At 67.3% G+C, this 23,357-nt stretch carries 21 protein-coding genes; 8 read left to right on the top strand and 13 right to left on the bottom strand.

The genetic code is table 11. The features are described 5' to 3' along the window. Nucleotides 1–6: 6 nt before the first annotated feature. Entirely contained in the window at nucleotides 7–1,347 is a 1,341-nt protein-coding gene (locus HMPREF2924_RS10835; protein WP_003135480.1) for an MFS transporter, read from the bottom strand. 86 nt (nucleotides 1,348–1,433) lie between these two features. Next, complete coding sequence (mdlC, locus tag HMPREF2924_RS10830; RefSeq protein WP_003109446.1) at nucleotides 1,434–3,020, bottom strand: benzoylformate decarboxylase; 1,587 nt, start codon at nucleotides 3,018–3,020, stop codon at nucleotides 1,434–1,436. Between the two features lie 100 nt (nucleotides 3,021–3,120). Here mdlC and HMPREF2924_RS10825 point away from each other — a divergent pair, with 100 nt between their 5' ends. Beyond that, entirely contained in the window at nucleotides 3,121–4,017 is an 897-nt protein-coding gene (locus HMPREF2924_RS10825) for a LysR family transcriptional regulator (protein ID WP_011666777.1), read from the top strand. 14 nt (nucleotides 4,018–4,031) lie between these two features. Here the strand turns inward: HMPREF2924_RS10825 and HMPREF2924_RS10820 are convergent, their stop codons facing one another. Then, nucleotides 4,032–5,366: an MFS transporter gene (locus tag HMPREF2924_RS10820; RefSeq protein ID WP_003095547.1), complete on the bottom strand. Its 1,335-nt coding sequence runs from the start codon at nucleotides 5,364–5,366 to the stop codon at nucleotides 4,032–4,034. Between the two features lie 377 nt (nucleotides 5,367–5,743). Here HMPREF2924_RS10820 and HMPREF2924_RS10815 point away from each other — a divergent pair, with 377 nt between their 5' ends. Together HMPREF2924_RS10815 and HMPREF2924_RS10810 are read left to right on the top strand one after the other, a co-directional pair. After that, a complete protein-coding gene (locus tag HMPREF2924_RS10815) occupies nucleotides 5,744–6,799 on the top strand; it encodes an aromatic ring-hydroxylating dioxygenase subunit alpha (RefSeq protein ID WP_003099966.1) in 1,056 nt (351 codons plus the stop codon). A gap of 14 nt (nucleotides 6,800–6,813) precedes the next feature. Continuing rightward, a complete protein-coding gene (locus tag HMPREF2924_RS10810; protein ID WP_003135490.1) occupies nucleotides 6,814–7,767 on the top strand; it encodes a PDR/VanB family oxidoreductase in 954 nt (317 codons plus the stop codon). On the opposite strand, the gene HMPREF2924_RS10805 is transcribed toward HMPREF2924_RS10810, so the two are convergent. The 8 genes from HMPREF2924_RS10805 to HMPREF2924_RS10770 all read right to left on the bottom strand — a co-directional run bounded on the left by HMPREF2924_RS10805 (nucleotide 7,764) and on the right by HMPREF2924_RS10770 (nucleotide 15,806). Next, complete coding sequence (locus HMPREF2924_RS10805) at nucleotides 7,764–8,477, bottom strand: GntR family transcriptional regulator (protein WP_003109450.1); 714 nt, start codon at nucleotides 8,475–8,477, stop codon at nucleotides 7,764–7,766. The two genes, HMPREF2924_RS10810 and HMPREF2924_RS10805, sit on opposite strands and share 4 nt — an antisense overlap. A 63-nt stretch (nucleotides 8,478–8,540) precedes the next feature. Beyond that, nucleotides 8,541–9,302: an SDR family oxidoreductase gene (locus tag HMPREF2924_RS10800; RefSeq protein ID WP_003095557.1), complete on the bottom strand. Its 762-nt coding sequence runs from the start codon at nucleotides 9,300–9,302 to the stop codon at nucleotides 8,541–8,543. A gap of 357 nt (nucleotides 9,303–9,659) precedes the next feature. Beyond that, nucleotides 9,660–10,592, bottom strand: a complete 933-nt coding sequence (locus HMPREF2924_RS10795; protein ID WP_003135492.1) for a bifunctional Delta(1)-pyrroline-2-carboxylate/Delta(1)-piperideine-2-carboxylate reductase — start codon at nucleotides 10,590–10,592, stop codon at nucleotides 9,660–9,662. A 70-nt stretch (nucleotides 10,593–10,662) separates the two neighbouring features. Continuing rightward, nucleotides 10,663–11,379, bottom strand: coding sequence for an ABC transporter ATP-binding protein (locus tag HMPREF2924_RS10790; RefSeq protein ID WP_003095563.1), 717 nt, complete (start codon nucleotides 11,377–11,379; stop codon nucleotides 10,663–10,665). Further along, nucleotides 11,376–12,248 (bottom strand): ATP-binding cassette domain-containing protein, encoded by an 873-nt coding sequence (locus tag HMPREF2924_RS10785; RefSeq protein WP_003095566.1) that lies wholly within the window; start codon nucleotides 12,246–12,248, stop codon nucleotides 11,376–11,378. Before HMPREF2924_RS10785 ends, HMPREF2924_RS10790 begins: the two co-directional genes overlap by 4 nt. Then, nucleotides 12,245–13,522, bottom strand: coding sequence for a high-affinity branched-chain amino acid ABC transporter permease LivM (gene livM / locus HMPREF2924_RS10780; protein WP_003099983.1), 1,278 nt, complete (start codon nucleotides 13,520–13,522; stop codon nucleotides 12,245–12,247). Before livM ends, HMPREF2924_RS10785 begins: the two co-directional genes overlap by 4 nt. A gap of 10 nt (nucleotides 13,523–13,532) precedes the next feature. Then, a complete protein-coding gene (locus HMPREF2924_RS10775) occupies nucleotides 13,533–14,447 on the bottom strand; it encodes an ABC transporter permease subunit (RefSeq protein WP_003095571.1) in 915 nt (304 codons plus the stop codon). Nucleotides 14,448–14,681: 234 nt separating this feature from the next. Continuing rightward, nucleotides 14,682–15,806: a branched-chain amino acid ABC transporter substrate-binding protein gene (locus HMPREF2924_RS10770; RefSeq protein WP_003135508.1), complete on the bottom strand. Its 1,125-nt coding sequence runs from the start codon at nucleotides 15,804–15,806 to the stop codon at nucleotides 14,682–14,684. 619 nt (nucleotides 15,807–16,425) lie between these two features. Between HMPREF2924_RS10770 and HMPREF2924_RS10765 the strand changes: the two genes are divergently transcribed. Then, nucleotides 16,426–17,364, top strand: coding sequence for a LysR substrate-binding domain-containing protein (locus HMPREF2924_RS10765; RefSeq protein ID WP_003095575.1), 939 nt, complete (start codon nucleotides 16,426–16,428; stop codon nucleotides 17,362–17,364). A 56-nt stretch (nucleotides 17,365–17,420) separates the two neighbouring features. After that, entirely contained in the window at nucleotides 17,421–19,046 is a 1,626-nt protein-coding gene (locus tag HMPREF2924_RS10760) for a methyl-accepting chemotaxis protein (RefSeq protein WP_023124787.1), read from the top strand. A gap of 46 nt (nucleotides 19,047–19,092) precedes the next feature. Here the strand turns inward: HMPREF2924_RS10760 and HMPREF2924_RS10755 are convergent, their stop codons facing one another. Continuing rightward, nucleotides 19,093–19,788, bottom strand: a complete 696-nt coding sequence (locus tag HMPREF2924_RS10755; protein ID WP_003095579.1) for an NUDIX domain-containing protein — start codon at nucleotides 19,786–19,788, stop codon at nucleotides 19,093–19,095. A gap of 14 nt (nucleotides 19,789–19,802) precedes the next feature. Continuing rightward, nucleotides 19,803–20,405, bottom strand: a complete 603-nt coding sequence (locus tag HMPREF2924_RS10750; RefSeq protein WP_003095582.1) for an adenylyltransferase/cytidyltransferase family protein — start codon at nucleotides 20,403–20,405, stop codon at nucleotides 19,803–19,805. Nucleotides 20,406–20,514: 109 nt separating this feature from the next. Between HMPREF2924_RS10750 and HMPREF2924_RS10745 the strand changes: the two genes are divergently transcribed. Genes HMPREF2924_RS10745 through nadE form a run of 3 tightly spaced genes read left to right on the top strand, consistent with a single transcriptional unit; the run spans nucleotide 20,515 to nucleotide 23,232 of the window. Next, nucleotides 20,515–21,174 (top strand): nicotinamidase, encoded by a 660-nt coding sequence (locus tag HMPREF2924_RS10745; protein ID WP_003135526.1) that lies wholly within the window; start codon nucleotides 20,515–20,517, stop codon nucleotides 21,172–21,174. A 2-nt stretch (nucleotides 21,175–21,176) separates the two neighbouring features. Further along, the gene (gene pncB / locus HMPREF2924_RS10740; protein WP_003135529.1) at nucleotides 21,177–22,376 is read left to right on the top strand and encodes a nicotinate phosphoribosyltransferase; all 1,200 of its coding nucleotides are present in this window, start codon (nucleotides 21,177–21,179) and stop codon (nucleotides 22,374–22,376) included. A gap of 28 nt (nucleotides 22,377–22,404) precedes the next feature. Continuing rightward, nucleotides 22,405–23,232: an ammonia-dependent NAD(+) synthetase gene (nadE, locus tag HMPREF2924_RS10735; protein WP_003099998.1), complete on the top strand. Its 828-nt coding sequence runs from the start codon at nucleotides 22,405–22,407 to the stop codon at nucleotides 23,230–23,232. The last annotated feature ends 125 nt before the right edge of the window (nucleotides 23,233–23,357 follow it).

Genomic DNA, 23,357 nt, shown 5'->3' with positions numbered 1-23,357 from the left:
CGAAAATCACAGGGGTTTCTTCGCCGTCGCGTCGACGGACACTTCCGCCGGCACGCGCGGCCGCAGGTGGATGCAGGCGATCGCCAGCGCGCCGATCACGCCAGGCGCGGCGAAGGCCAGGAAGTTCTGCTGGAACGGCAGCTCCAGGGCCAGCAGGCTGCCGCCGAGCATCGGCCCGGCGATGGCGCCGAGGCGGCCGACACCGGCGGCCCAGCCGACCCCGGTGGAGCGCACCCAGGCCGGGTAGAACTGCGCGGCGTAGGCATGGATCACCGCCAGGGTGCCGATGGTGGTGGCGCCGGCCACCACCAGCAGGCCGTTGAGCAGCCAGGGGCCTGGCCCCAGGCCGAGGGCCGCCAGGGAGGCCGCGGCCAGGGCGAAGAACAGCACCAGGGTGCGGCCGGCGCCGAGGCGGTCGGCCAGCCAGCCGCCGAACAACGCACCGAGGGTCGCCCCGACATTCAGGGTGACGAGGAACGCCAGGCTCGAACCGAGGGCGTAGCCGCCGCCGGCCATCAGCTTCGGCAACCAGGTGTTGAGCCCGTAGCTCATCAGCATGCACATGGCGAAGGCCACCCACAGCAGCAGGGTGCCCAGTGCCTGGCGCCCCTCGAACAACTGGGCGACCCGTCCGCTCGGCGCTTCGGCCGCGACAGCGTTCGCCCGCTCGGCGCCGGGCCGGTAGTCGGGATCGACCTTGCGCAGCAGCGCGTCCAGTTCGGCGCGGCGGCCCTTGAGTTCGAGGAACGCCGCCGACTCCGGCAACCAGCGCAACATCAGCGGCACCGCCAGTACCGGCAGCACCGCCACGTAGAACACCGATTGCCAGCCCCAGGCGGGGATCATGGCGATCGCCAGTAGCGCCGAGAGCACCGCGCCCACCGAGTAGAAGGCCGACATCACCGTGACCAGGGTGCTGCGCCGCCCGGCCGGGGCGAATTCGCTGATCAGGTTGATCGCGCTGGGCACCAGCGCGCCCAGTGCCAGGCCGGTGAAGAAGCGTCCGGCGCCCAGTTCCAGCGGGTCGCGGGCGTGCCCGGTGAGGAAGGCGGCGAGGCTCGCCAGCAGGGTGGTGGCGATCACCAGGCGGCGCCGGCCGAAACGGTCCGCCAGCGGCGCCAGCAGGGTGCCGCCGAAGAGCATGCCGAACAGCGCGCAACTGCCGAGGGTGCCGGCCTGCACCGGGCTCAGCTGCCACTCCTGCATCAGGCGTGGCACCACCGAGCCGTAGATGACCATGTCGTAGCCGTCGAACAGCATGATGAAACACCCCCAGCCGAGGATCAGCCAGTGAGTACGGTTAAAGCGGGCAGCGTCGATCACCGCCGCAGCGGATTGCCTGTTCATACCAACCTCTCTCTTGTTCTTGTTATGGGCGCACGCGGGCGTCGGTCGGCACCGCCCACTCTGGCATGGGGCGGCACCGTGGAACATCAGGGTTCGATGGTTTGCGTCGGCACCTCGATCAAAACCGGGCGATCAGCGGCCAGGGCATGCTTCAAGGCGCTTTCCAGTTCTTCGCGGGTGGCCGCGTGGAGCGCCTCGACGCCATAGCCGCGGGCGATCGCGCAGAAGTCCAGACCGGGCACGTCGAGCCCCGGCGCATCGGGCACCTCGAGCACCCCGGCGAACCAGCGCAGGGCGCCGTAGGTACCGTTCTTGAGGATGATGAACACCGCCGGCACACGGTATTGCGCGGCGCTCCAGAGTGCGGTGATGCCATAGTTGGCCGAGCCGTCGCCGATGATCCCGATCACCTGCCGCCGCGGCTGCGCCAGTTGCGCGCCGACCGCCGCCGGCAGGCCGAAGCCGAGTCCGCCGGCGGCCGGGAAGAAGTAGCTGCCCGGCTCGCGCATCTCCACGCGCTGCCAGAAGGCGGTCACGGTGGAAGTCGACTCCTTGACGAAGATGGCGTCGCGCGGCGCCAGCGCATCGATCACGTCGAACACGGTTTCCGGCCGCAGCGGTCCGCCCTCCTCGGCCAGCGCCGGCGGTCGCGGCAGCGCCTCGGGCAACGGCCGCGCACTGGGGCGGACCTGTTCGAGCAGTGCCTCGAGGGTCAGCGCGATGTCGCCGACCAACGCGTCGCCCATCGGCGCCCGTGCTGCTTCGCCGGGATCGCAGGTGACCTGCACCAGCTCGGCGCCGGCCGGCAGGTAGTCGCCGGGGGCGAACTGGTGATAGCGGAACACCGGCGCGCCGACCACCAGGATCAGGTCGTGGCCGTCCAGCAGCCGGCTGATCCCGGCGATGGCCGCCGGCAGCACGCCGCGGAAGCAGGCATGGCGGGTGGGGAACGGACAGCGCGAGGCCGACGGCGCGACCCAGGCCGGCATCCGCAGCTTCTCCGCCAGTTGCACGGCCAGGCCGTTGGCATTCGCCCCGTCGACGTCCGGACCGAGCACCAGCACCGGGTTGCGCGAGCGCGACAGGCGCTCGCCGAGTTCGGCCAGCAATGCCGGCGCCGGCAGCGCGGCGCCGCTGACCTGGCGCGCGGCCAGGTGTTCGACACCGGCCGGCGCCGGTTGCGCCCAGTCGTCGTAGGGAATCGACAGGTACACCGGCGCCCGCGGCGGCAGGCTGGCGGTCTGGATCGCCTGGCTCAACGCGCGCGGCACATCCTGGGCGCAGGCCGGCTCGTGGCTCCATTTCACCAGCGGCTTGGGCAGTTGTCCGGCATCGACGTTGGCGAGCATCGCCTCGACCCCGATCATCGAGCGCACCTGCTGCCCGGCGGTGATGACCAGGGGGCTATGGGAGTACCAGGCGTTGGTCAGCGCGCCCATGCCGTTGCCGGTGCCCGCCGCCGCATGCAGGTTGACGAAGGCCGGGCGGCCGCTGGCCAGGGCGAAGCCATCGGCCATGCCGACCACCGCGCCCTCGTGCAGGCCGAGGATGTAGCGGAAATCCTCGGGGAAGTCCTTGAGGAACGGCAGCTCGTTGGAGCCGGGGTTGCCGAAGACGGTGGTCAGGCCGTGGCGACGGAGGATCTCGTAAGACGCGGAATGGACGGTTTTCATGCAGGCCTTCAAGCTCGTTTCCTGGATTTGCGCTACTGTTGCAGCCGCTCGATAATCAATCAAATCGATACTCTTTCTATAAAAAATAGAACTGGTCTATATGAGTCCGATCGATCTCAACCTGATCCGCACCTTCGTCACCCTCTACGAAGCGGGCAGCGTGACCCTCGCCGCGGAGCGCCTGTTCGTCACCCAGCCATCGGTGAGCTACGCCCTGGCGCGCCTGCGCGAACTGTTCGACGACGCGTTGTTCACCCGCACCCGCGACGGCATCCAGCCGACCTTCGTCGCCGAGCAGCTCTACGGCACCTTCCGCGAGTCGCTGACGCGCATCGAGGGCGCGGTACAGAGCGTTCGCCACTTCGATCCGGCGACCACCGAGCGACGTTTCCGCATTGCCCTCACCGATCTCGGCGAGGTGGGTTTCCTCTCGCTGATCCTCGAACGCCTGACCCGCGACGCGCCGTTCGCCGAAGTGGAAGTGCTGCCGCTGCAGGTGGACGAAGTCGGCGCCTGGCTGAGCAGCGCCAAGGTCGACGCGGCGATCTGCCGCCAGCCGGTGCCTGGCGCGCGCAGCCAGCGGGTCCTGCACGAGCGCTACGTGTGCCTGCTCAGCGACCGCCACCCACGGATCGGCGACAGCCTGAGCCTGGAGCAGTACCTGGCCGAGCGGCACATCGTGGTGACCCGCACCTCCGGCCACGGCATCGCCGAGGACGTGCTCGAGGCCATGCAGGTGCGGCGCCGCATCAGCCTGCGGGTGCCGCACTTCTCGGTGCTGCCAAAGATCATTCCCGGTACCGAGCTGCTGACCATCCTGCCGGCGCAGATCGCCTATCGCTTCGTCGCCGAAGGCGGCATGCGCATGCTCGAACTGCCCTTCACCCTGCCGCCGTTCGACGTCTCCCTGCACTGGCACGAGAGCAGCGAACGCTCGGCGGCGCTGAACTGGTTCCGCACCACCATCGCCGAGGCGATCATCGCCGCCCAACGCTGAAACGCCGGCGGCCCTCACGCAGCGTCTCCCAGCGTCGGCGAGCGCTCGCGACGCCGCGCACCGAGCAGCGGCAACACGGCGGCCGCGGCGACGAACACCGCCGCGAACGCCCCATAGAGGGACAGCGGCTGCCAGCCGTCGTCGAGCAGGAGCCCGGCCACCAGCGGCGAGAGGATCGCCCCGCCGCGACCGACGCCGATCCCCCAGCCGACCCCGGTGGCGCGCACCGAAGCGTCGTAGAGGCTCGGCGCCAGGGCATACAGGCCGGCCACGCAGGCGTTGGCGCAAAGCCCGATCAGCAGTCCCAGCGGCAAGGCCGCGCCGGGCAGCCCGGCGCTCAGCGAGAACAGCGCGAGCAGAGCGGCGGTAAGCAGCATGAACAGCGCCAGCACCCGTTCCAGGCGAAAGCGCGCGGCAAGCCCGCCGAGCAAGGCGGCACCGAAGATCCCGCCGATGCTCAGCAGGGTGCCGCCGGTGATGCCCTGGGCGGTGGACAGGCCGGCGGCGACCAGCAGCTTCGGCGTCCAGCTCATGATGAAGTAGAAGCCGAACATCACCAGGAAAAACAGCGCCCAGAGCAGCAGCGTGGTACGTCGCTGGGCAACGCAAAGCAACCGGGCGAGGCGGCTACCGTGCTCCGCTCCGCCACCGGGCGGGCTCGGCAGTTCGGCGAGCGCCGCGCGGCCCAGGCGCCGGGCCAGCGCGTTGACCCGTTGCAACGCCCGCGGCGGCCGGCGCGCCAGGAGGAAGTCCAGCGACTCCGGCAGGCACAGGCAGACCAGCGGGATCACCGCCAGGGTCAGGCCAGCGCCGAAGACGAACACCGAGCGCCAGCCCCAGGCGCCGATCAGCCATACCGCGAGTAGTCCGCCAAGGGTCGCGCCGAGCGCGTAGCCGGTGGATTGCAGGCTTACCGCCAGGCCGCGCCAGCGGCGCGAGGCGTACTCGCTGGCGATCACGTTGCTGCTGGCGAGGATGCCGCCGATACCCAGTCCGGTCAGCCCGCGCAGCAACGCCAGTTGCCAGGCCGCCTGGCTCAGCGCCGAGGCGAGCATGCCCAGGCCCGACAGCGCCAGGCAGGCGAGGATCAGCGGGCGGCGCCCCCAGCGGTCGGCCCAGGGCGCGATGAACAGCGAGCCGGCGGCCATGCCGAAGAGGCCGGCGCTGAGCAGCAGGCCGATCTCGGCGCCGCCAAGGTTCCATTCGGCGGCCACCGAGGATGCGGTGAAGGCCATCACCAGCACGTCGAAGCCATCGATCAGGTTGAGCACGATGCACACAGCCACCGCCAGCCACTGGAACGGCCGCATCGGTTCGTCGTCGAGAGCGCGGCGCAAGTCCCGGTTCATGGGCGGCCCTCCCCGAGCGGACAGGAAAGAAGCGACGGCAGGCGGGAGCGAGGCGCGGGAATGCAGGAATCCATCATCGGGAAGACCCTTTTCTTGTTGTTGTAGGCACGGCAAGCGCAGGCACCCTGGCACCGTTGCGTCGATGCCGCAATCCTATTGGATCCATTTGTGCGACAAGAAAACGGATGGCCAGCGGATATCCCACTGTCAGCGAAATCCTAGAAAGGCTCTGGAACGAGATAATTGAGCAATTTTTTCCTGAAGTTTTTTATGTGCGACTATCGAACAGATTATTTTTTGTACAGAAGCGGTTGACTTGGAAAAGTTGCCTCGCGAATCATTGGATCCAATTACAAGAACAACGAGAGGATCCGACGATGTTTCCCAAGAACGCCTGGTACGTGGCCTGCACCCCCGACGAACTGGCCGGCAAGCCGCTCGGCCGACGCATCTGCGACGAGCCGATGGTTTTCTACCGAGGCGAGGACGGCCGCGTGGCGGCCCTCGAGGATTTCTGCCCGCACCGTGGCGCGCCGCTGTCGCTGGGCTTCGTCGAGGACGGCGTGCTGGTCTGCGGCTACCACGGCCTGGCGATGGGCGAGGACGGTCGCACCCGCGCGATGCCCGGCCAGCGGGTCCGCGGCTTCCCCTGCATCCGTCGCTTCCCGGTGCAGGAGCGGCACGGCTTCGTCTGGGTTTGGCCGGGCGCGGAAGAACAGGCCGACGCCGCGCTGATACCCCGCCTGGAATGGGCGGAAAGCCCCGATTGGGCCTATGGCGGCGGGCTGTACCACATCCACTGCGACTATCGCCTGATGATCGATAACCTGATGGACCTGACCCACGAGACCTATGTCCATGCGTCCAGCATCGGCCAGAAGGAAATCGACGAGGCCGCGCCGACCACGCGGGTGGAAGGCGACGAGGTGATCACCAGCCGCCACATGCAGAATGTCATGGCCCCGCCGTTCTGGCGCATGGCCCTGCGCGGCAACGGCCTGGCCGACGACGTGGCGGTGGACCGCTGGCAGATCTGCCGCTTCACGCCGCCCAGCCACGTGCTGATCGAGGTCGGCGTGGCCCACGCCGGCCACGGCGGCTACCAGGCGCCGGCGGAGCGCAAGGCGGCGAGCATCGTGGTCGACTTCATCACCCCGGAGAGCGCCACTTCCATCTGGTACTTCTGGGGCATGGCGCGCAACTTCCAGGCCCACGACCAGGCGCTTACCGAGAGCATTCGCGAAGGCCAGGGAAAGATCTTCGGCGAAGACCTGGAAATGCTCGAAAGCCAACAGCGCAACCTGCTGCGCCATCCACGGCGCGACCTGCTGAAACTGAACATCGACGCCGGCGGCGTGCAGGCCCGGCGCATCATCGAGCGCCTGCTGGCGGACGAGCGCCAGGCCGCCGCCCCCAACCGCGCCCAGGCCTGACGGGAGCCTTCGCCATGATCGAGGTCATCGTCGGCGCCATCCGCCTGGAGGCGCAGGATATCCACAGCTTCGAACTGTTCCGGGCCGACGGGGCGGCACTGCCGTCCTTCGAGCCGGGCGCGCACATCGACCTGCACCTGCCCAACGGCCTGGTCCGCCAGTACTCCCTCTGCGGCCCCGCCGAACGGCCGCGCCACTACCGTATCGCCGTACTGCGCTGCCGCGACTCGCGCGGCGGCTCGGCCACGCTGCACGCCGAACTGCGGGTCGGCCAGCGGCTGCGCATCGGCGAGCCGCGCAATCTCTTCCCGCTGTCGCCGGAGCCCGGTCCGCGCCTGCTGTTCGCCGGCGGCATCGGCATTACGCCGCTGCTGGCGATGGCCGAACGCCTGGCCCGCGATGGCGCCGACTTCCAGTTGCACTACTGCGCGCATTCCGCCGAGCGCGCGGCCTTCGTCGACTATCTTGACCGGTGCGCCTTCGCCGACCGCGTGCACTGCCACTTCGACCACGGCGACAGCAGCCGCCGCGCGGACCTTCGCGCCCTGCTGGCGGCCAGTCCGCGCGACGCCCAGCTATACCTTTGCGGGCCGGCGGGCTTCATGCAGTGGATCGAAGAAAGCGCCCGTGAACTGGGCTGGGAAGCAAGCCGCTTGCATCGCGAGCACTTCGCCGCCGCGCCACGGGACGCCAATGCGGACGGCACCTTCGAAGTGCAGTTGGCGAGCAACGGGGCGCTGATCCGGGTCGCCGCCGGGCAGACCGTGCTGGCGGCCCTGCGCGAAGCCGGGGTGGACCTGCCGGCCTCCTGCGAGCAGGGCATCTGCGGCACCTGCCTGACCCGCGTGCTGGACGGCGAGCCGGAGCATCGCGACCTCTACCTCAGCGAAGAGGAGCAGGCCGCCAACGATTGCTTCACGCCCTGCTGTTCGCGTTCGCGCAGCCCACGGCTGGTGCTGGATCTCTAGTCGGCGGCGACGTCGCCGTGAAGCACGGTGACGCCCTTCCGCGCCGGATCGAAGTAGTCGGCGTAGCGCAAGGTCGCGTTGGCGTGCTCGCGCATGATCGCCTCGGCGCGCGCGCCCTGGCCGTTGACCAGCGCGTCGACCACCGCGTGGTGCTGCATGTGGGCGAAGTTGAAACGGCGGAATTCCTGCTCGAGATTGTCGCGATCCACCGCCAGGGCGCTCACCGAGGCGAACGGCAGGTGGTCGTTGCGCGCCAGCGCCACGGCGATCGCCGGGTTGCCACTGGCCTCGATGATGGTGCGGTGGAAGCGCATGTTCATGCGCTGGTAGCGCTCCAGCTCCTCCAGCAGGACCTGGCCGTTGGCGAACAACCGGTCGCCCTCGGCCAGGCATTCCTCCAGGGTCGCCCGTGCCTCGGCGGACAGCCCGCGCTCGGCCGCCTGGCGCGCCGCCAGGCCTTCCAGCACGCCGCGCACCTCGACCGCGCCGGCGATATCCTCGCGGGTCACCGCGCGCACCCTGTAGCCGCGCCCGGTCTTGCACAGCAGGCCTTCCTGCTCGAGGGTACGCAGGGCGATGCGCACCGGCATGCGCGAGACCTGCAGGCGTTCGGCGGTGGGAATCTCGACGATGCGCTCGCCGGCGGCGAGTTCGCCGGAAGCGATCAGCTTGCGCAGCTCGGCCAGCACGCGTTGGCCCGGTTTGCTCATGGAATTCGCTTACTCGATCGGGACGACCGGGGCATCATAGCGTGCCCCGGCCGCCTCCGCCGGTCAGCTTTCGCGGTGGATGGCGAAGCCGGCCCAGGACTGGCTCACCGGCATGATCTCGAGGCTGTTGATGTTCAGGTGGGCGGGCTGGTTCATGATCCAGAAGATGGTCTCGGCGATGTCTTCCGGCTGGATCGGATGTGCCCCGGCGTAGGTCTTGTCGTAGCGCGCCTGGTCGCCACCGAAGCGGACCAGGGAGAACTCGCTCTCGCACAGCCCCGGCTCGAGGTTGGTCACGCGCACCCCGGTGCCCTGCAGGTCGCAACGCAGGTTCAGGGAGAATTGCTCGACGAAGGCCTTGGTGCCGCCGTAGACATGGCTACCCGGATAGGGCCACTTGCCGGCCACCGAACCCAGGTTGACGATGCTCGCCCCGGCGCCGTGGGCGATCAGCCGCGGCAGCAGCAGGCGCGTGCTGTAGAGCAGGCCCTTGATGTTGGTGTCGACCATGGTGTCCCAGTCGTCCAGGTCGCAGGACTGCGCCGGGTCGGTGCCCAGCGCCAGGCCGGCGTTGTTGATCAGGCCGCGCAGGGTGGCGAACTCTTCCGGCAGGTTGTCCACGGCCGCGCTCATCGCCGCGCGGTCGCGCACGTCCAGGGTCAGCGGCAACACCCGGGTCTTCGCCGAAAGCTCGCCGGCCAGGGCCTGCAGACGCTCCTCGCGACGGCCGGTGAGCACCAGCGACCAGCCGGCCTCGGCGAAACGACGGGCGCAGGCTTCGCCGAAGCCTGAGGTGGCGCCGGTGATGAACAGGGTGGACGACATGGGCATCTCCTCGTACGGGGCGGAAAAACGATGTCCGGGGATTCTAGAGCCTCGCCGTGCCCGGTTGGCCATACAGTTGCGCACGAGTTTGCCGAGGCGCCTGCTCAAAAAACGACCAACCTCGCGGAGCCCGCACTGTGCTTGGGCCGCAGCGAACAGCCACCAACTTGTCCACAGGGCGTCGCACAGTTTTCCTGAACAACTGTGGCAGCGGCATGACCACGCGTTGGGGATAAGTGCCCCGGCGCGAGCACTGACCATTTTCTGACCAGCAACGCCTAACCCTCGCCGATTCAGGGGCTTGGCGGTTCTTACCCACCTTATCCACAAGCCCCCGCACAGAAATCCTGAACAACCTCAGGCGGCGTTATCCACAACCCGGCGCGCGGCGACCAGGTCCTCCAGCGCATAACCCACCGACTTGAACAGGGTGATTTCCCCGGGATCGCCGCGCCGCCCTGCCCCGCCCAGCAAGTCGCGCAGTTCGGTGGATATCGTCTCGTGCCCGATGGCGCCTTCGGCGATCGCCTGCAACAGGTCGCCGGCTTCTTCCAGCGCGCCTGCGCGGGTGTCCACCACGATCCGCGCGCGCGCCACCGCCAGGGCGTCAGTCTCGCGCATGGACGGCAGGAAGGCGCCGACCAGGTCGAGATGGACGCCCGGCTTCAGCCATGCGCCGCGCACCAGCGCTTCGCGGGCGGTGGTAACGCAACTGACGCAATCGGCCGCCTCCACCGCCGCGCGCAACCCGTCGGCCGCTCGCGCCGGGTAGCCCTCCTCGCGCAGCCGGGCGGCCAGCGCGGCGGCCTTGGCCGGATCGCGGCCCCAGATGTCGATGTGGCGATAGTCGCGCACGCAGGCGTGGGCCCGCACCATGTGCGCAGCCAGGGTTCCGCAGCCGACCACCAGCAGGCGCCGCGCATCGTCCCGCGCCAGGTAGTCGGCGGCCAGCGCCGAGCTGCAGGCGGTACGCCGGGCGGTCAGCTCCGAAGCCTCCAGCAACGCCAGCGGGCGACCGTCTTCGCCGTCGAACAGAGCGAACACCGCGGCCACCGCCGGCAGGCCACGCGCCCCATTGCCAGGGAACACCGTCACCAGTTTCACGCCGATCCCCTCACCGGCCTGCCACACCGGCATCTGTAGCAGCGAGGCCTGCGCCGGCAAGGCATGGCAGCTGCGCAGCGGCGCACTGCAAGGCTTGGCCAGGCCGATGCGCAACGCCTCGATCAGTTGTGGATAAGACAGGCGCTCGGCGACCTCGGCGTTGCTGAAAAAGCGCAGGCTGTGCATAAGTCGAGTTTCCTCCATGGCTCCAGGGCAGCGCCCGCCCCGGCGGCCAGGCAGCCGGGGCGGGGCGCGCTCAATGTCCGCCGAGATAGGCGTTGCGCACCTCCTGGTTGCCGAGCAGTTCTTCGCCGCTGCCGCTCATGCGGATTTCCCCGGTGACCATCACGTAGGCGCGGTCGGAGAGCTTCAGCGCATGGTTGGCGTTCTGCTCGACGAGGAAGATGGTCATGCCGCTCCTGGCCAGCTCGCGCAGGGTCTGGAAGATCTGCTTGACCACGATCGGCGCCAGGCCCAGGGAGGGCTCGTCGAGCAACAGCAACTTCGGCCGGCTCATCAGCGCGCGGGCGATGGCGAGCATCTGCTGCTCGCCGCCGGACATGGTCATGGCGCGCTGGTTGCGCCGCTCCTTCAGGCGCGGGAACAGCTCGAACATGCGCTGCATGTCCTCCTCGGCGTGGTCCATGCCGATGGGAATGGTACCCATCAGCAGGTTTTCCTCGACGCTCATGTCGGGGAACACCCGGCGTCCTTCCGGCGACTGCGCGATGCCGTTGGACGCCACGTAGTGCGCCGACTTCTGGCGGATGTCCTGGCCGCGATAGAGGATCTGCCCGGCCGCCGCGCGCGGCTGGCCGAAGATCGACATCAACAGCGTCGACTTGCCCGCGCCGTTGGCACCGATCAGGCTCACCGTCTCGCCCTCGTTGACCTGCAGCGAGACCTTCTTCAGCGCCTGGATCGGCCCGTAGAACACGTCCACCTCACGGAATTCCAGCAACGCCGCGCTCATGACAGCTCCTCTTCGTCGGCACCGAGATAGGCGGCGATCACCTTCTCGTCATGGCGGATCTGTTCGGGGTTGCCACGGGCGATCACGTCGCCGTGGTCGAGCACGATGATGTGGTCGGAGATGTTCATCACCATGCCCATGTCATGCTCGATCAGCAGTACGGTGATCCCGTGGTGGTCGCGCAGGTAGCGGACGATGTTGCTCAGGGCGTGGGTCTCGGCCGGGTTGAGGCCGGCGGCCGGTTCGTCCAGGCAGATGAGTTCCGGCCGCGTGCACATGGCCCGGGCGATCTCCAGGCGCCGTTGCTGGCCGTAGGACATCTCGCCGGCCAGGCGGTTGGCGCAGTCCACCAGGTCGACCACCTCCAGCCAGTAGAACGCGTGGTCCAGCGCCTCGCTCTCGGCACGGCGATAGCCGGGAGTGTTGAGGATGCCGGCGAGCAGGTTGCGGTTGACGAACATGTGCTGCGCCACCAGCAGGTTCTCCACCACCGACATGTCCTTGAACAGGCGGATGTTCTGGAAGGTCCGCGCCAGCCCGGCGCGGTTCACCAGATGGGTGCCGCCGAACATCTTGTAGTAGAGGCGACTGCCCAGTTGCGGCGGCTTGACGAAGTCGTCCAGCTGGAACGGCTCGCCGAGCACCTGGATGACGTCCGTGGTGCGCCCCTGGGTGTTGAGCAGGATGTTGCCGCCGGTGGCCTTGTAGAAGCCGGTGAGGCAGTTGAACACGGTGGTCTTGCCGGCGCCGTTGGGGCCGATCAGCGCGGTGATCGAACCGCGCTCGACGTCGAGGTTGACGTCGTTGAGCGCCTTGATGCCGCCGAAGTGCATCATCAGGTGCTCGACGCTGAGGATCTTGTCGCTCATGGCGCCACCCCCTTGCGCGGGGCGAAGCCCACCCGGCTGATGCGGATCAGCCCGCGCGGCCGCCAGATCATCATCACCACCATGAGTATCCCGAGCAGCAGCACGCGGATGTCGGCGAAGCTGCGCAGCAGCTCCGGCGCCACGGTGAGGACGAAGGCGGCGATCACCACCCCGACCGTCGAGCCCATGCCGCCGAGCACGACGATGGCGAGGATCAGCGCCGACTCGAAGAAGTTGAACGAGGACGGGTTGACGAAGCCCTGGTAGCTGGCGAAGAACACCCCGGCCAGTCCCGCGGTGGAGGCGCCGAGCATGAACGCCGAGAGTTTCACCAGCACATGGTTGAGGCCCATCGCGCGACAGGCGATCTCATCCTCGCGCAGCGCCTCCCAGGCGCGCCCGACCGGCATCCGGGTCAGCCGGTGCTTGATGTAGAGCACCAGCAGCACGACCAGGAACAGCACCACGTAGATGAACAGGAACTTCATGTTGGGGTTGTAGGCGATGCCGAGGAACTCGTGGATCGGCACCCCGCCATCCTTGGCCCGGCGGCCGAACTCCAGGCCGAGGAAGGTCGGCGCCGGCGCCGGCATGCCGTTCGGCCCGCCGGTGAAGGACAGCCAGTTGTTCAGTACCAGGCGGATGATCTCGCCGAAGCCCAGGGTGACGATCGCCAGGTAGTCGCCATGCATGCGCAACACCGGGAAGCCGAGGATCGCCCCGGCCACCGCGGCGGTCAGCGCGGCCAGCGGCAGGACGGTCCAGAAGCCCAGGCCGAGGTACTGGTAGCCCAGCGCCAGGCCATAGGCGCCAATGGCGTAGAAGGCCACGTAGCCGAGGTCGAGCAGCCCGGCGAGGCCGACCACGATGTTCAGGCCCAGGCCCAGCAGCACGTAGATCAGGCCGAGGATGACCACCGCCAGCAGGTACTTGCTGGCGAAGAACGGGAAGATCACCGCGGCCACCAGGATCAGCGGCACGATCCAGCGCAAGCGGGTCTTGTAGCCCGGCGGCAGGACGTGGACGCCGCTGCCAGCCCCCTCGAAGCGCTCCAGCACGGCCCGCCCGCCGCGGGTCTGCAGGTAGAGGCTGAGCAGGAAGCGCCCGGCCATCACGATCGCGATGATCCAGCCGACCCGCTCGTAATGCAGGTTGAAGCCGTAGCCGTCGAGGACCACGCCGACGATGGGGCCGAACACCACCAGGGCGATCAACCCGGAGAGCACGGCATCGAGGACGCACTGCTTGAGATCGATGGAAGTCTCGTTGCTCATCGTCGTCCCCTTACACCTTGGCGATCTGCGGGCGGCCGAGCAGGCCCTGGGGACGGAAGATCAGGATCAGTACCAGCAACGAGAAGGCGAACACGTCCTTGTAGTCGGTGTTGACCATCCCCGAGAACTGCGCCTCGGCCACTCCCAGCACCAGGCCGCCGAGCATCGCCCCGGGCAGCGAGCCGATGCCGCCGAGCACCGCAGCGGTGAACGCCTTGATGCCGATGATGAAGCCGGCGTAGAAGTCGAAGGTGCCGTAGTTCATGGTGATCAGCACCCCGGCCAGGGCGGCCATCGCCGCGCCGATGACGAACACGTAGGAGATCACCCGGTCGGTGTTGATCCCCAGGATCGAAGCCATCTTGCGGTCCTGCTGGGTCGCCCGGCACATGCGCCCGAGCTTGGTGTAGCGGATCACGTAGGTCAGCACCGCCATGCCGATCAGCGAAGCGATCAGGATGAACAGCTTGGTGTAGGTGAGCTGGACGAAACCGTCGCCGACGTGGAATTTCAGGGCGCCGTCGAGCAGGGTCGGGATCCCCTGCTGGCGCGGTCCCTGTGCCACCTGCACGTAGTTCTGCAGGATCAGCGACATGCCGATCGCCGAGATCAGCGGCGCCAGGCGCGTGGAGTTGCGCAGCGGCTTGTAGGCGATGCGCTCGATCACCCAGCCGTAGGTGCAGGTCACCAGCACGGTGAACAGCAAGGTGCCGAGGATCAGCAGCGGGAAGTTCTGCAGGCCGAAGAAGGCCAGCAGGGCAAGGGCGATGGCCGACAGGTAGGCGGAGATCATGTACACCTCGCCGTGGGCGAAGTTGATCATGCCGATGATGCCGTAGACCATGGTGTAGCCGATGGCGATGAGGCCGTAGACCGAGCCGAGGGTCAGCCCGTTGATCATTTGCTGGAGGAAGATGCCGTCCATTTTTCAGTCTCTTCAGGGCGAATCGCGACGGCCTTTGTAAGGCGCGCCGGCGCTCGCCGGTGAAAGCGGACGGGTGCTACTGAAACGGCCCCGGATCGCGGGACTCCAGACCGACCACACGCAGACGTCTTCGTTGAATCCGCACTACGGCGGCAAGCACGGGCGAGCACTTCAGCAGCTCCCGGACTTACCCATGCGCCGAGCCTGTGCCCGGCGCATGGCGGTCGAGCGCGATCAGGGCAACTGGTGGTACTTGCCCTTGTCGTCCCACTCGTAGACCACGTAGTCGGAGACTTTCAGGTCGCCCTTCTTGTCCCATTCCTTCTTGCCCATCACGGTCTGCACCGGATGCGACTTCAGCCACTCGGCGGCCTTGGCCGGATCGTTGGCGCCGGCGCCGTTGAAGGCCGCCGCCAGGGACTGGATCGAGGCGTAGGAGTAGAGGGTGTAGCCTTCCGGCTCGAAACCGCCGGCACGGAACTTCTCCACCACCGCCTTGCCGTCGGGGATCAGCCGCGGGTCGGCGCCGAAGGTCATCAGCACGCCCTTGACGTACTGCGGGCCGCCGGCGGTGGTCGCCAGTTCGTCGGTGACCACGCCGTCGTCGGACATGAACCTGGCGGTCAGTCCCTGTTCACGCATCTGCCGTACCAGCGGACCGGCTTCCGGATGCAGGCCGCCGAAGTAGACGACCTCGGCACCGGAGGCGCGGATCTTGGTGACCAGCGCGTTGAAGTCCTTCTCGCCGCGGGTCAGGCCCTCGTAGAGAACCTCTTTCACGCCGAGCTTGTTCAGTTGCGCCCTGGTGGCGTCCGCCAGGCCCTGGCCATAGGTGTCCTTGTCGTGGATCACTGCGACCTTCTTGGCCTTCAGCACCTTGACGATATAGTCGCCAGCGACCACGCCCTGCTGGTCGTCGCGGCCGCACATGCGAAACATCCCGGAGAGTCCGCGCTCGGTGACCTGCGGGTTGGTGGAACCGGGGGTGATGGCGATGATCCCGGCCTCGTCGTAGACCTCGGATGCGGGGATGGTCGAAGAAGAGCAGAAATGGCCGACCACGGCGATGGCCTTGTCCTGGTCCACCAGGCGGTTGGCCACGGCCACGGCCTGCTTCGGTTCGCAGGCGTCGTCGGCCTTGACCAGCTTGATCTTCTCGCCGTTGATCCCGCCCGCCGCGTTGATGTCTTCCGCCGCCTGGGACGCGCCGCGCCAGTATTGCTCGCCGAAGGAGGCGTTGGCGCCGGTATGCGGTCCGGCCACGCCGATCACGACGTCGGCCAGCGCATGCGTGGAAAGACCCATCACGGACGAAACCGCGAGAGCCAGGATGCCTTTTCTGAACAGCTTCTTGGACATGGGGTGTTGCTCCTGAGGATGATGTTGGCGCTCGTAACTACGATGTTGTTGTTGTGTTTCGCTCAACAGGCAGAGCAAGCGGCGTGCCATTCGTTTTTTTCCTGAGTGGCCGGCCACAAGAACTTTAGCCCTCCTTTCCGTTTTTATCTTTGTTATTGGAAATCAGTCATTTAGGCATTTCTCCGAATCCCCTTCGGAGAGCTACAGCCCAGGCCTCACAAGGCCTGAACCGTTCCTATGAATAACTCTACAACGATATTGAAGCGGTTAGAAACTGCACGTCACTGGTGCGCTGCACGCACTAATTGAGGTCCTCTTCTTCAATGAAAGTGCAGGACAGAGCGGTTTTTAAAATTAATATGAACATGAACTTCCCGGGATTCGGTACTTGGCGGAAAAAGTCGATTCGAATACGACATGGACATATCCGTGAGCGACGCCACGTTCGGCGCAAAGCCCTGTGACGGATTCGTCATAAGCCAGCGAATGCTCTATCGCGAGACTTGCCGGCAGTAATAAGCGTCGCCCGGCACTCCGGCAAGCGAGCTTTCCTCCCCACGTCATTCCGTTTATTCATATAACGCGTTCCGCCCGCTCCACCCGCGCCAGGAAACCCGCCATGCTGAACAAACGCCGCCTGCCGTCGATGACCGCCCTGCAATGCTTCGAAGCGGTAGCCCGGCACCTGAGCTTCACCCGCGCCGCCGAAGAGTTGAGCCTGACCCAGAGCGCCATGAGCAAGCAGGTCGCGCAACTCGAGGAGCAGTTGCAGCACGCCCTGTTCCGCCGGGTGCGCAAGCGCCTGCAACTGACCCCGGCCGGCGAGCTGTACCTGGCCGAGGTACGACGCATCCTGCAGCAGGTAGAGCTGTCCACCCGCTTCCTGCTTTCCTACGGCGGCGAGACCGAAGTGCTGCGAGTGGCGACCCCGCCGACCTTCGGCGCGCGCTGGCTGATCCCGCAACTGAACGGCTGGCGCCACCGCCACCCGAACATCCACCTCGACCTGCGCCAGGAACTGGAACCGGACGACCTGCGCCAGGGCCATTGCGACCTGGCATTCTTCTTCGGCCCCGGCACCCTGCCGGGCGCCGAGTGCATACGCCTGTTCGGCGAACAACTGGTGGCGGTCTGCGCGCCATCCCTGCTGCCGGCCGGCGGACTGGACGAACCGACCCAACTGGCGGGGCTGGTGCTGCTGCAGAACGCCAGCCGCGCGGAGGCCTGGCACGACTGGTTCGCCAGCCTGGAGCGAAATTGCCAGGGTTGCTACCACGGTCCACGCTTCGACACCTTCTACATGTGCATCCGCGCCGCCCAGGCCGGTTGCGGGGTAGCCCTGCTACCGCGCTTCCTGGTCGAGGAGGAACTCGCCGAAGGCAAGCTGGCGATCGCCTGGCCGCACGCCCTGCCCAGCCAGGAGGCTTACTACCTGGCCTATCCCGAGCATGCCGCGGAAGTCCCCAAGGTGCGCCATTTCATCGAGTGGATGGTAGAGCGCCTGGAGCAGGAGCAACCCTCAGCGGGCCCCCGCCAGACGCGCCACGGCCCGGTTTGACGTTTCCGCTGCGCGGAACCATCTTTACTCTCACTCGGTTCACCTCGGAACGTCCCATGCTCACTGGCGTCACGGTTCGAATCCGCCTGCTGGTCCTGGCGTTGCTGCCCCTGACGATGCTCGTCACGGTCATCGCGATGGCGCTGGCCAACGCCAGTCGACTCGATGCCAGCTTCCAGGACCTTTTCAACAACCGGATGAAGCCCATCAGCCAGCTCAAGATCGTCGCCGACGCCGTTGCGGTCAGCGTGGTCGACGCCCTGCACAAGTACCGTGCGGGGGTCTTCGATGAAGAGCGCCTGCAGCAGGAGTTGAGTGGGGCGCTGTCGCGCACCGAGAAGTCGTGGGCCGACTATTCCGCAGACCACCGGACTGCCGCCGAGAAGGAAATCATCGAGTCGCTGGTCCCCACCCTGGAACAGGTCAAGCGGATGACCCTGGCATACGGCGAGCAGGCCAGGGCCGGAAGCCTGCGAAACGTCGAGGCCGGAACGTTCAATCGCGAGATGTATGGTGCGTTCGATCCCCTGGGAACCGCGCTGTCGACGCTGATCGACCTGCAGCTCAGCGAAGGCGCCAAGCTCAACGAGCAGATGGAGAAACGCTACGACTCCATGCGCACCACCTTCCTGCTCATCGGCGCCGCAGCCCTGATCCTCATCGTCGCCGCGGCCTGGTTCATCAGCCTGTCGATCATGCGCCCGCTTTCCGATCTGCGCGGGGTGATCCGCCGCGTGCAGGACTCCTCGAATCTCACGCTCCGCGCCGATGCGCGCGGGCGCGACGAAGTGTCCGATACGGCGCGCGCCTTCAATATGATGCTGGAAAGCCAGCAGGCGCTGCTCCGCCATCTCGCCGAAACGGCCAGGAAGCTGACCGTCACCTCGGACGAGATGAGCGCCATCAGCAACCAGGTCAGCCATGTCGCCACGTCCCAGGGCGACCAGACCGACATGGTCGCCACGGCGGTACACCAGATGAGCATGGCGGTCCAGGACGTGGCGCGGAACGCCCAGGCCGCCGCAGCCAGCGCGGAATCGGCGAACAGCGAGGCGCACACCGGAACCGGCCTCGTGCATGCGAACCTCGACGCCATCCAGGGCCTGTCGGTCATGGTCGGAGAGGCGGGAGCCGTCATCGACACGCTGCGCAACAAGACCGAGGAAATCAGCACCGTTCTGGAAGTCATCCAGAACATCGCCCAGCAGACCAACCTGCTCGCCCTCAATGCCGCGATAGAAGCCGCACGGGCGGGCGAGGCCGGACGCGGGTTCGCGGTGGTCGCCGATGAAGTGCGCAGCCTGGCCACCAATACGCACAAGGCCACCGAAACCATCCGCGAGATGATCGAAGCCCTGCAGGCAGGCGCCAGCAGCGCGGTCAGCGTGATGCAGCAGTCACGCGAGCAGGCCCAGGTCAGCGTCCAGCGCGCCCACGAGGCGGGAAAGGCGCTCGGTCTCATCGCCCAGGCGATCGAAGGCATCGCCCAGAGCAACGCGCAGATATCCACGGCGACGGAAGAACAGACCGCCACCGCGAGCGAGGTCAGCCAGAACATCGACTCGCTCAATGCCAGCATCGGTGAAGTCGCCGAGGGCGCGGTGAAGACCTCCACCTCCAGTGTCGAGCTGGCGAAGCTGGCAAACGGGCTGGAGCAGCAGATCCAGCGCTTCACCGTCTAGCAAGCGCGGCAGGGAGCGGCCTCACCGGCCCTGCCGCACCCGTTTGTCAGGACGCCAGCAGGCTGCGGTCGAAAACGAAGGCGCCGCCCGGCTTCGGGGTGAAATGCAGGACGTGTTGCGGACGCCCCATGGGCGGACGCTGGCGTTCGCCGGTGTCCTCGACCCAGCCAGCCTCCTTCATCCGCTCCAGGCGGCCGCGCAGGCTGGAATGCTGGACTTCCTGGCCGATGGCGCACTCGAAGGCCTTCAGCGCCTCGGCCACGGTGAAGCGCGGCGCCAGCAGGAACAGCGGCAGGGCGCTGTACACCGACTTGCTCGCCAGGCGCTCGCAGGCCTGCTGTACCAGTTGGGCGTGGTCGAACGGCAGGGCGAAGCGCTCGCTGCGAACGTCGCGCAGCGGCACGAAGTCGAGGTCGTCGTCCTCCACCCGGGTGTCCGGGCCGACCAGCACCAGGTAGAACACGCTCAGCGACCAGCCGCGCGGGTCGCGTACCGCGTTGCCGACCGTGGCCACCTGCTCGATGTAGGCCGGCTCCAGCCGCGCCTTGTCGCGCAGGGCGCGCACCGCCGCGTCGTCGAGGCTGTGGTCGGCGCTGCGGCCGTTGACCAGCACGCCGGGCAAGGCCCACTGGCCGGCGAAAGGCGCCTGGGCGCGGCGGATCAGCAACAGCTCCAGTCCGTGCCCGGGGTTCAGGCGCAACGCCACGATATCCACGCTGGCCAATACTTCCGCTGAACTCATCGTCACTCCTCTCTTCAGACCGCCTGGCGTTCGCCGCCATAGCAGTGCAGTTCGTCCTTCACTTCCGGCAGGCACCAGGCCTCCGGTATCGCCAGTCCTTCGCGCAGGCGCTGGCGGATCATCGAGCTGTGCAGCGGCAGCCGCTCCTCCGCCACCAGCCGGCCGAAGCGCCAGCACAATTCGGCGGCGCGTTCGAAGCGCGGCAGCTCCGCCTCGTTGTCGGCGCCGATCAGCAGGGCGATCCGCGCTGACGCCAGGCCGCTACGCGCGGCCAGCGCTTCCAGCAGGTCGATGCTGTAGACCGCCGGACGATCGGGCATCAATCCTGCTTCGATCGGCTCGCAATACACCCGCCGCGGATCGATCCGCCGGGCCAGCCGCGCCAGCCAGCGGCAGCGCAGCTCGAAATCGCCCATGCGCTTGCCGAAGGCGTGGCGGTGGCTCGGCACCAGGGCGACCCGTTCGGCGCAAAGCAGCGCCCGGCGGATCACCGACTCATGGCCGGGGTGCGGCGGGTCGAACGCCCCACCATAGACCGCGAGGGCGAAGTCGGGGGCGCGTCCGCCGCTCATCCCGGCAGGCAGTCGGCGAATCCGGGAACTTATTTCATCACGCATAGAAAATACCTTCCACTGCGAAATTTTGTAGTACAAGTGCTTGACGACTTATTTCACGTGATGAATTATGTACCCACATTCAGCCCCAACCCGTCAAGCGGAGGCTTCCATGAATCGCCCCAGCAAGATCGCCAGCTTCGATGTCGACGCCCAGAAAGGCTTCACCCCGCTGTGCCCGGACGAACTGCCGGTGCCCGGCGGCGACGCCATCGGCGCCGCCCTCAACCAACTGGCCAGCCGCTCCGCGCTGCGCCTGGGCAGCAAGGACGCGCACAGCCCGAAGGCTGCCTGGGTAGTGGAAAGCGCCGAGCAGATGCTGCGGCCGCTGGCCTATCCGGACGCCGACCTGACCTGGGTGAGCCACTGCGTACCGGGTACGCCGGGTTTCGAGCTGCTCGACGAACTGCCGCGGCCGATCGACTACGACTTCTTCGTCTGGAAGGGCGTGGAGCCGGACCTGCATCCCTACGGCGCCTGCTACCACGATCTGGCGGAACGCCGCAGCACCGGGGTCATCGAATACCTGAGGCAGAATGGCGTGAGCCATGTGCTGGTGGGTGGCCTGGCGCTGGACTACTGCGTGAAGAACACCGCCCTGCAACTGCGCCGCGCCGGTTTCGAGGTGCTGCTCTACCTGCCCGCCTGCCGGGCCATCGCCGAGGACACCGCGCAGCAGGCCTGCGACGAGATGCGCGACGCCGGGGTGATCCTCTGCGCCGACCTGGAACGACTGGATAGCGCCCTCGCCGGCGCCGACAAGGAGAAGTGAACATGGCCGAAAGCGTCTTTGCCGAGCGCATCGTGCAGAACCTGCTCGATACCGATTTCTACAAGCTGACCATGATGCAGGCGGTGCTGCACAACTACCCCAACGCCGAAGTGGAGTGGGAATTCCGCTGCCGCAACGCCGAGGACCTGCGTCCGTACCTGGCGGAGATCCGCTACCAGATCGAGCGCCTCGCCGAAGTCGAGGTAACCGCCGACCAGCTCGCCTTCCTCGAACGCATCCCGTTCATGAAGCCGGACTTCATCCGCTTCCTCAGCCTGTTCCGCTTCAACCTGCGCTACGTGCACACCGGCATCGAGGATGGCCAACTGGCAATCCGCCTGCGCGGCCCGTGGCTGCACGTGATCCTCTTCGAGGTGCCGCTGCTGGCCATCGTCAGCGAGGTGCGCAACCGTTATCGCTACCGCGAGGTGGTCCTGGAACAGGTCGGCGAGCAGCTCTACCGCAAGCTCGACTGGCTCTCCGCCCAGGCCAGCAGCGAGGAACTCGCGGAATTCCAGGTCGCCGACTTCGGCACCCGCCGGCGCTTCTCCTACCGCACCCAGGAGGAAGTGGTGCATATCCTCAAGCGCGACTTCCCCGGGCGCTTCGTCGGCACCAGCAACGTGCACCTGGCCCGCGAGTACGATCTCAAGCCGATCGGCACCATGGCCCACGAATGGCTGATGGCCCACCAGCAACTCGGCCCGCGGCTGGTCGACAGCCAGCAAGCGGCGCTGGACTGCTGGGTCCGCGAGTACCGCGGACAGCTCGGCATAGCCCTGACCGACTGCATTACCATGGATGCCTTCCTCGACGACTTCGACCTGTACTTCGCCAAGCTCTTCGACGGCCTGCGCCACGACTCGGGCGACCCGCTGGCCTGGGCGGAGAAAGCCATCGCCCACTACCGCCGCCTGGGTATCGACCCGCTGAGCAAGACCCTGGTGTTCTCCGACGGGCTGGACATGCCCAAGGCGTTGCAGCTGTTCCGCGCGCTACGTGGCAAGATCAACGTCAGCTTCGGCATCGGCACCAACCTGACCTGCGACATCCAGGGAGTCGAGCCGATGAACATCGTCCTGAAGATGACGGCCTGCAACGGCCATCCGGTGGCGAAGATATCCGACGCCCCGGGCAAGACCCAATGCCGCGACGAGAACTTCGTCGCCTACCTCCGCCACGTCTTCAACGTGCCGGCCTAATCCTTTCGCACCTAACGGGAGCCCGAACATGCAACAGATCCAACGCGACATCGCCCAAGCCCTGCAGGTCCAGCCGCCGTTCCAGTCGGAGGCCGACGTGCAGGCGCAGATCGCCCGGCGCATCGCCTTCATCCAGCAGTGCCTGAAGGATTCCGGGCTGAAGACCCTGGTGCTGGGGATCAGCGGCGGCGTCGACTCGCTCACCGCCGGCCTGCTGGCCCAGCGCGCCGTCGAGCAACTGCGCGAGCAGACCGGCGACCAGGCCTACCGCTTCATCGCCGTGCGCCTGCCCTACCAAGTGCAGCAGGACGAGGCCGATGCCCAGGCTTCGCTGGCGACCATACGCGCCGACGAAGAGCAGACCGTCAACATCGGTCCTTCGGTGAAAGCCCTGGCGGAACAGCTGGAAGCCCTGGAAGGACTCGAGCCGGCGAAGAGCGACTTCGTCATCGGCAATATCAAGGCGCGCATCCGCATGGTCGCCCAGTACGCCATCGCCGGCGCCCGCGGCGGCCTGGTGATCGGCACCGACCATGCCGCCGAGGCGGTCATGGGGTTCTTCACCAAGTTCGGCGACGGCGCCTGCGACCTCGCTCCGCTCAGCGGCCTGGCCAAGCATCAGGTGCGCGCCCTCGCCCGCGCCCTCGGCGCTCCGGAGAACCTGGTGGAGAAGATCCCCACCGCCGACCTCGAGGACCTGCGCCCCGGCCATCCGGACGAGGCTTCCCACGGCGTCACCTATGCCGAGATCGACGCCTTCCTGCACGGCCAGCCGCTGCGCGAGGAAGCCGCGCGGGTGATCGTCGACACCTACCACAAGACCCAGCACAAGCGCGAACTGCCGAAGGCGCCCTGAGCCTCCCGGCCCGTGCGGCAGGCCCGTCGTCGACGGGCCTTTGTCGCGGGCGGGAATGTGCCTGTCGCAACCAGGTCTTCAAGTCCGCGCGGCGGCACGCTAGAAGGAAGCTGAATCCCTGCGAA

Origin of the sequence: Pseudomonas sp. HMSC063H08 (genome assembly GCF_001813645.1) — a bacterium.
GTDB classification, from domain to species: domain Bacteria; phylum Pseudomonadota; class Gammaproteobacteria; order Pseudomonadales; family Pseudomonadaceae; genus Pseudomonas; species Pseudomonas aeruginosa.
The sequence above is the reverse complement of the archived record's forward strand: the minus strand, read 5'-3'. Positions and strand labels throughout refer to the sequence as shown.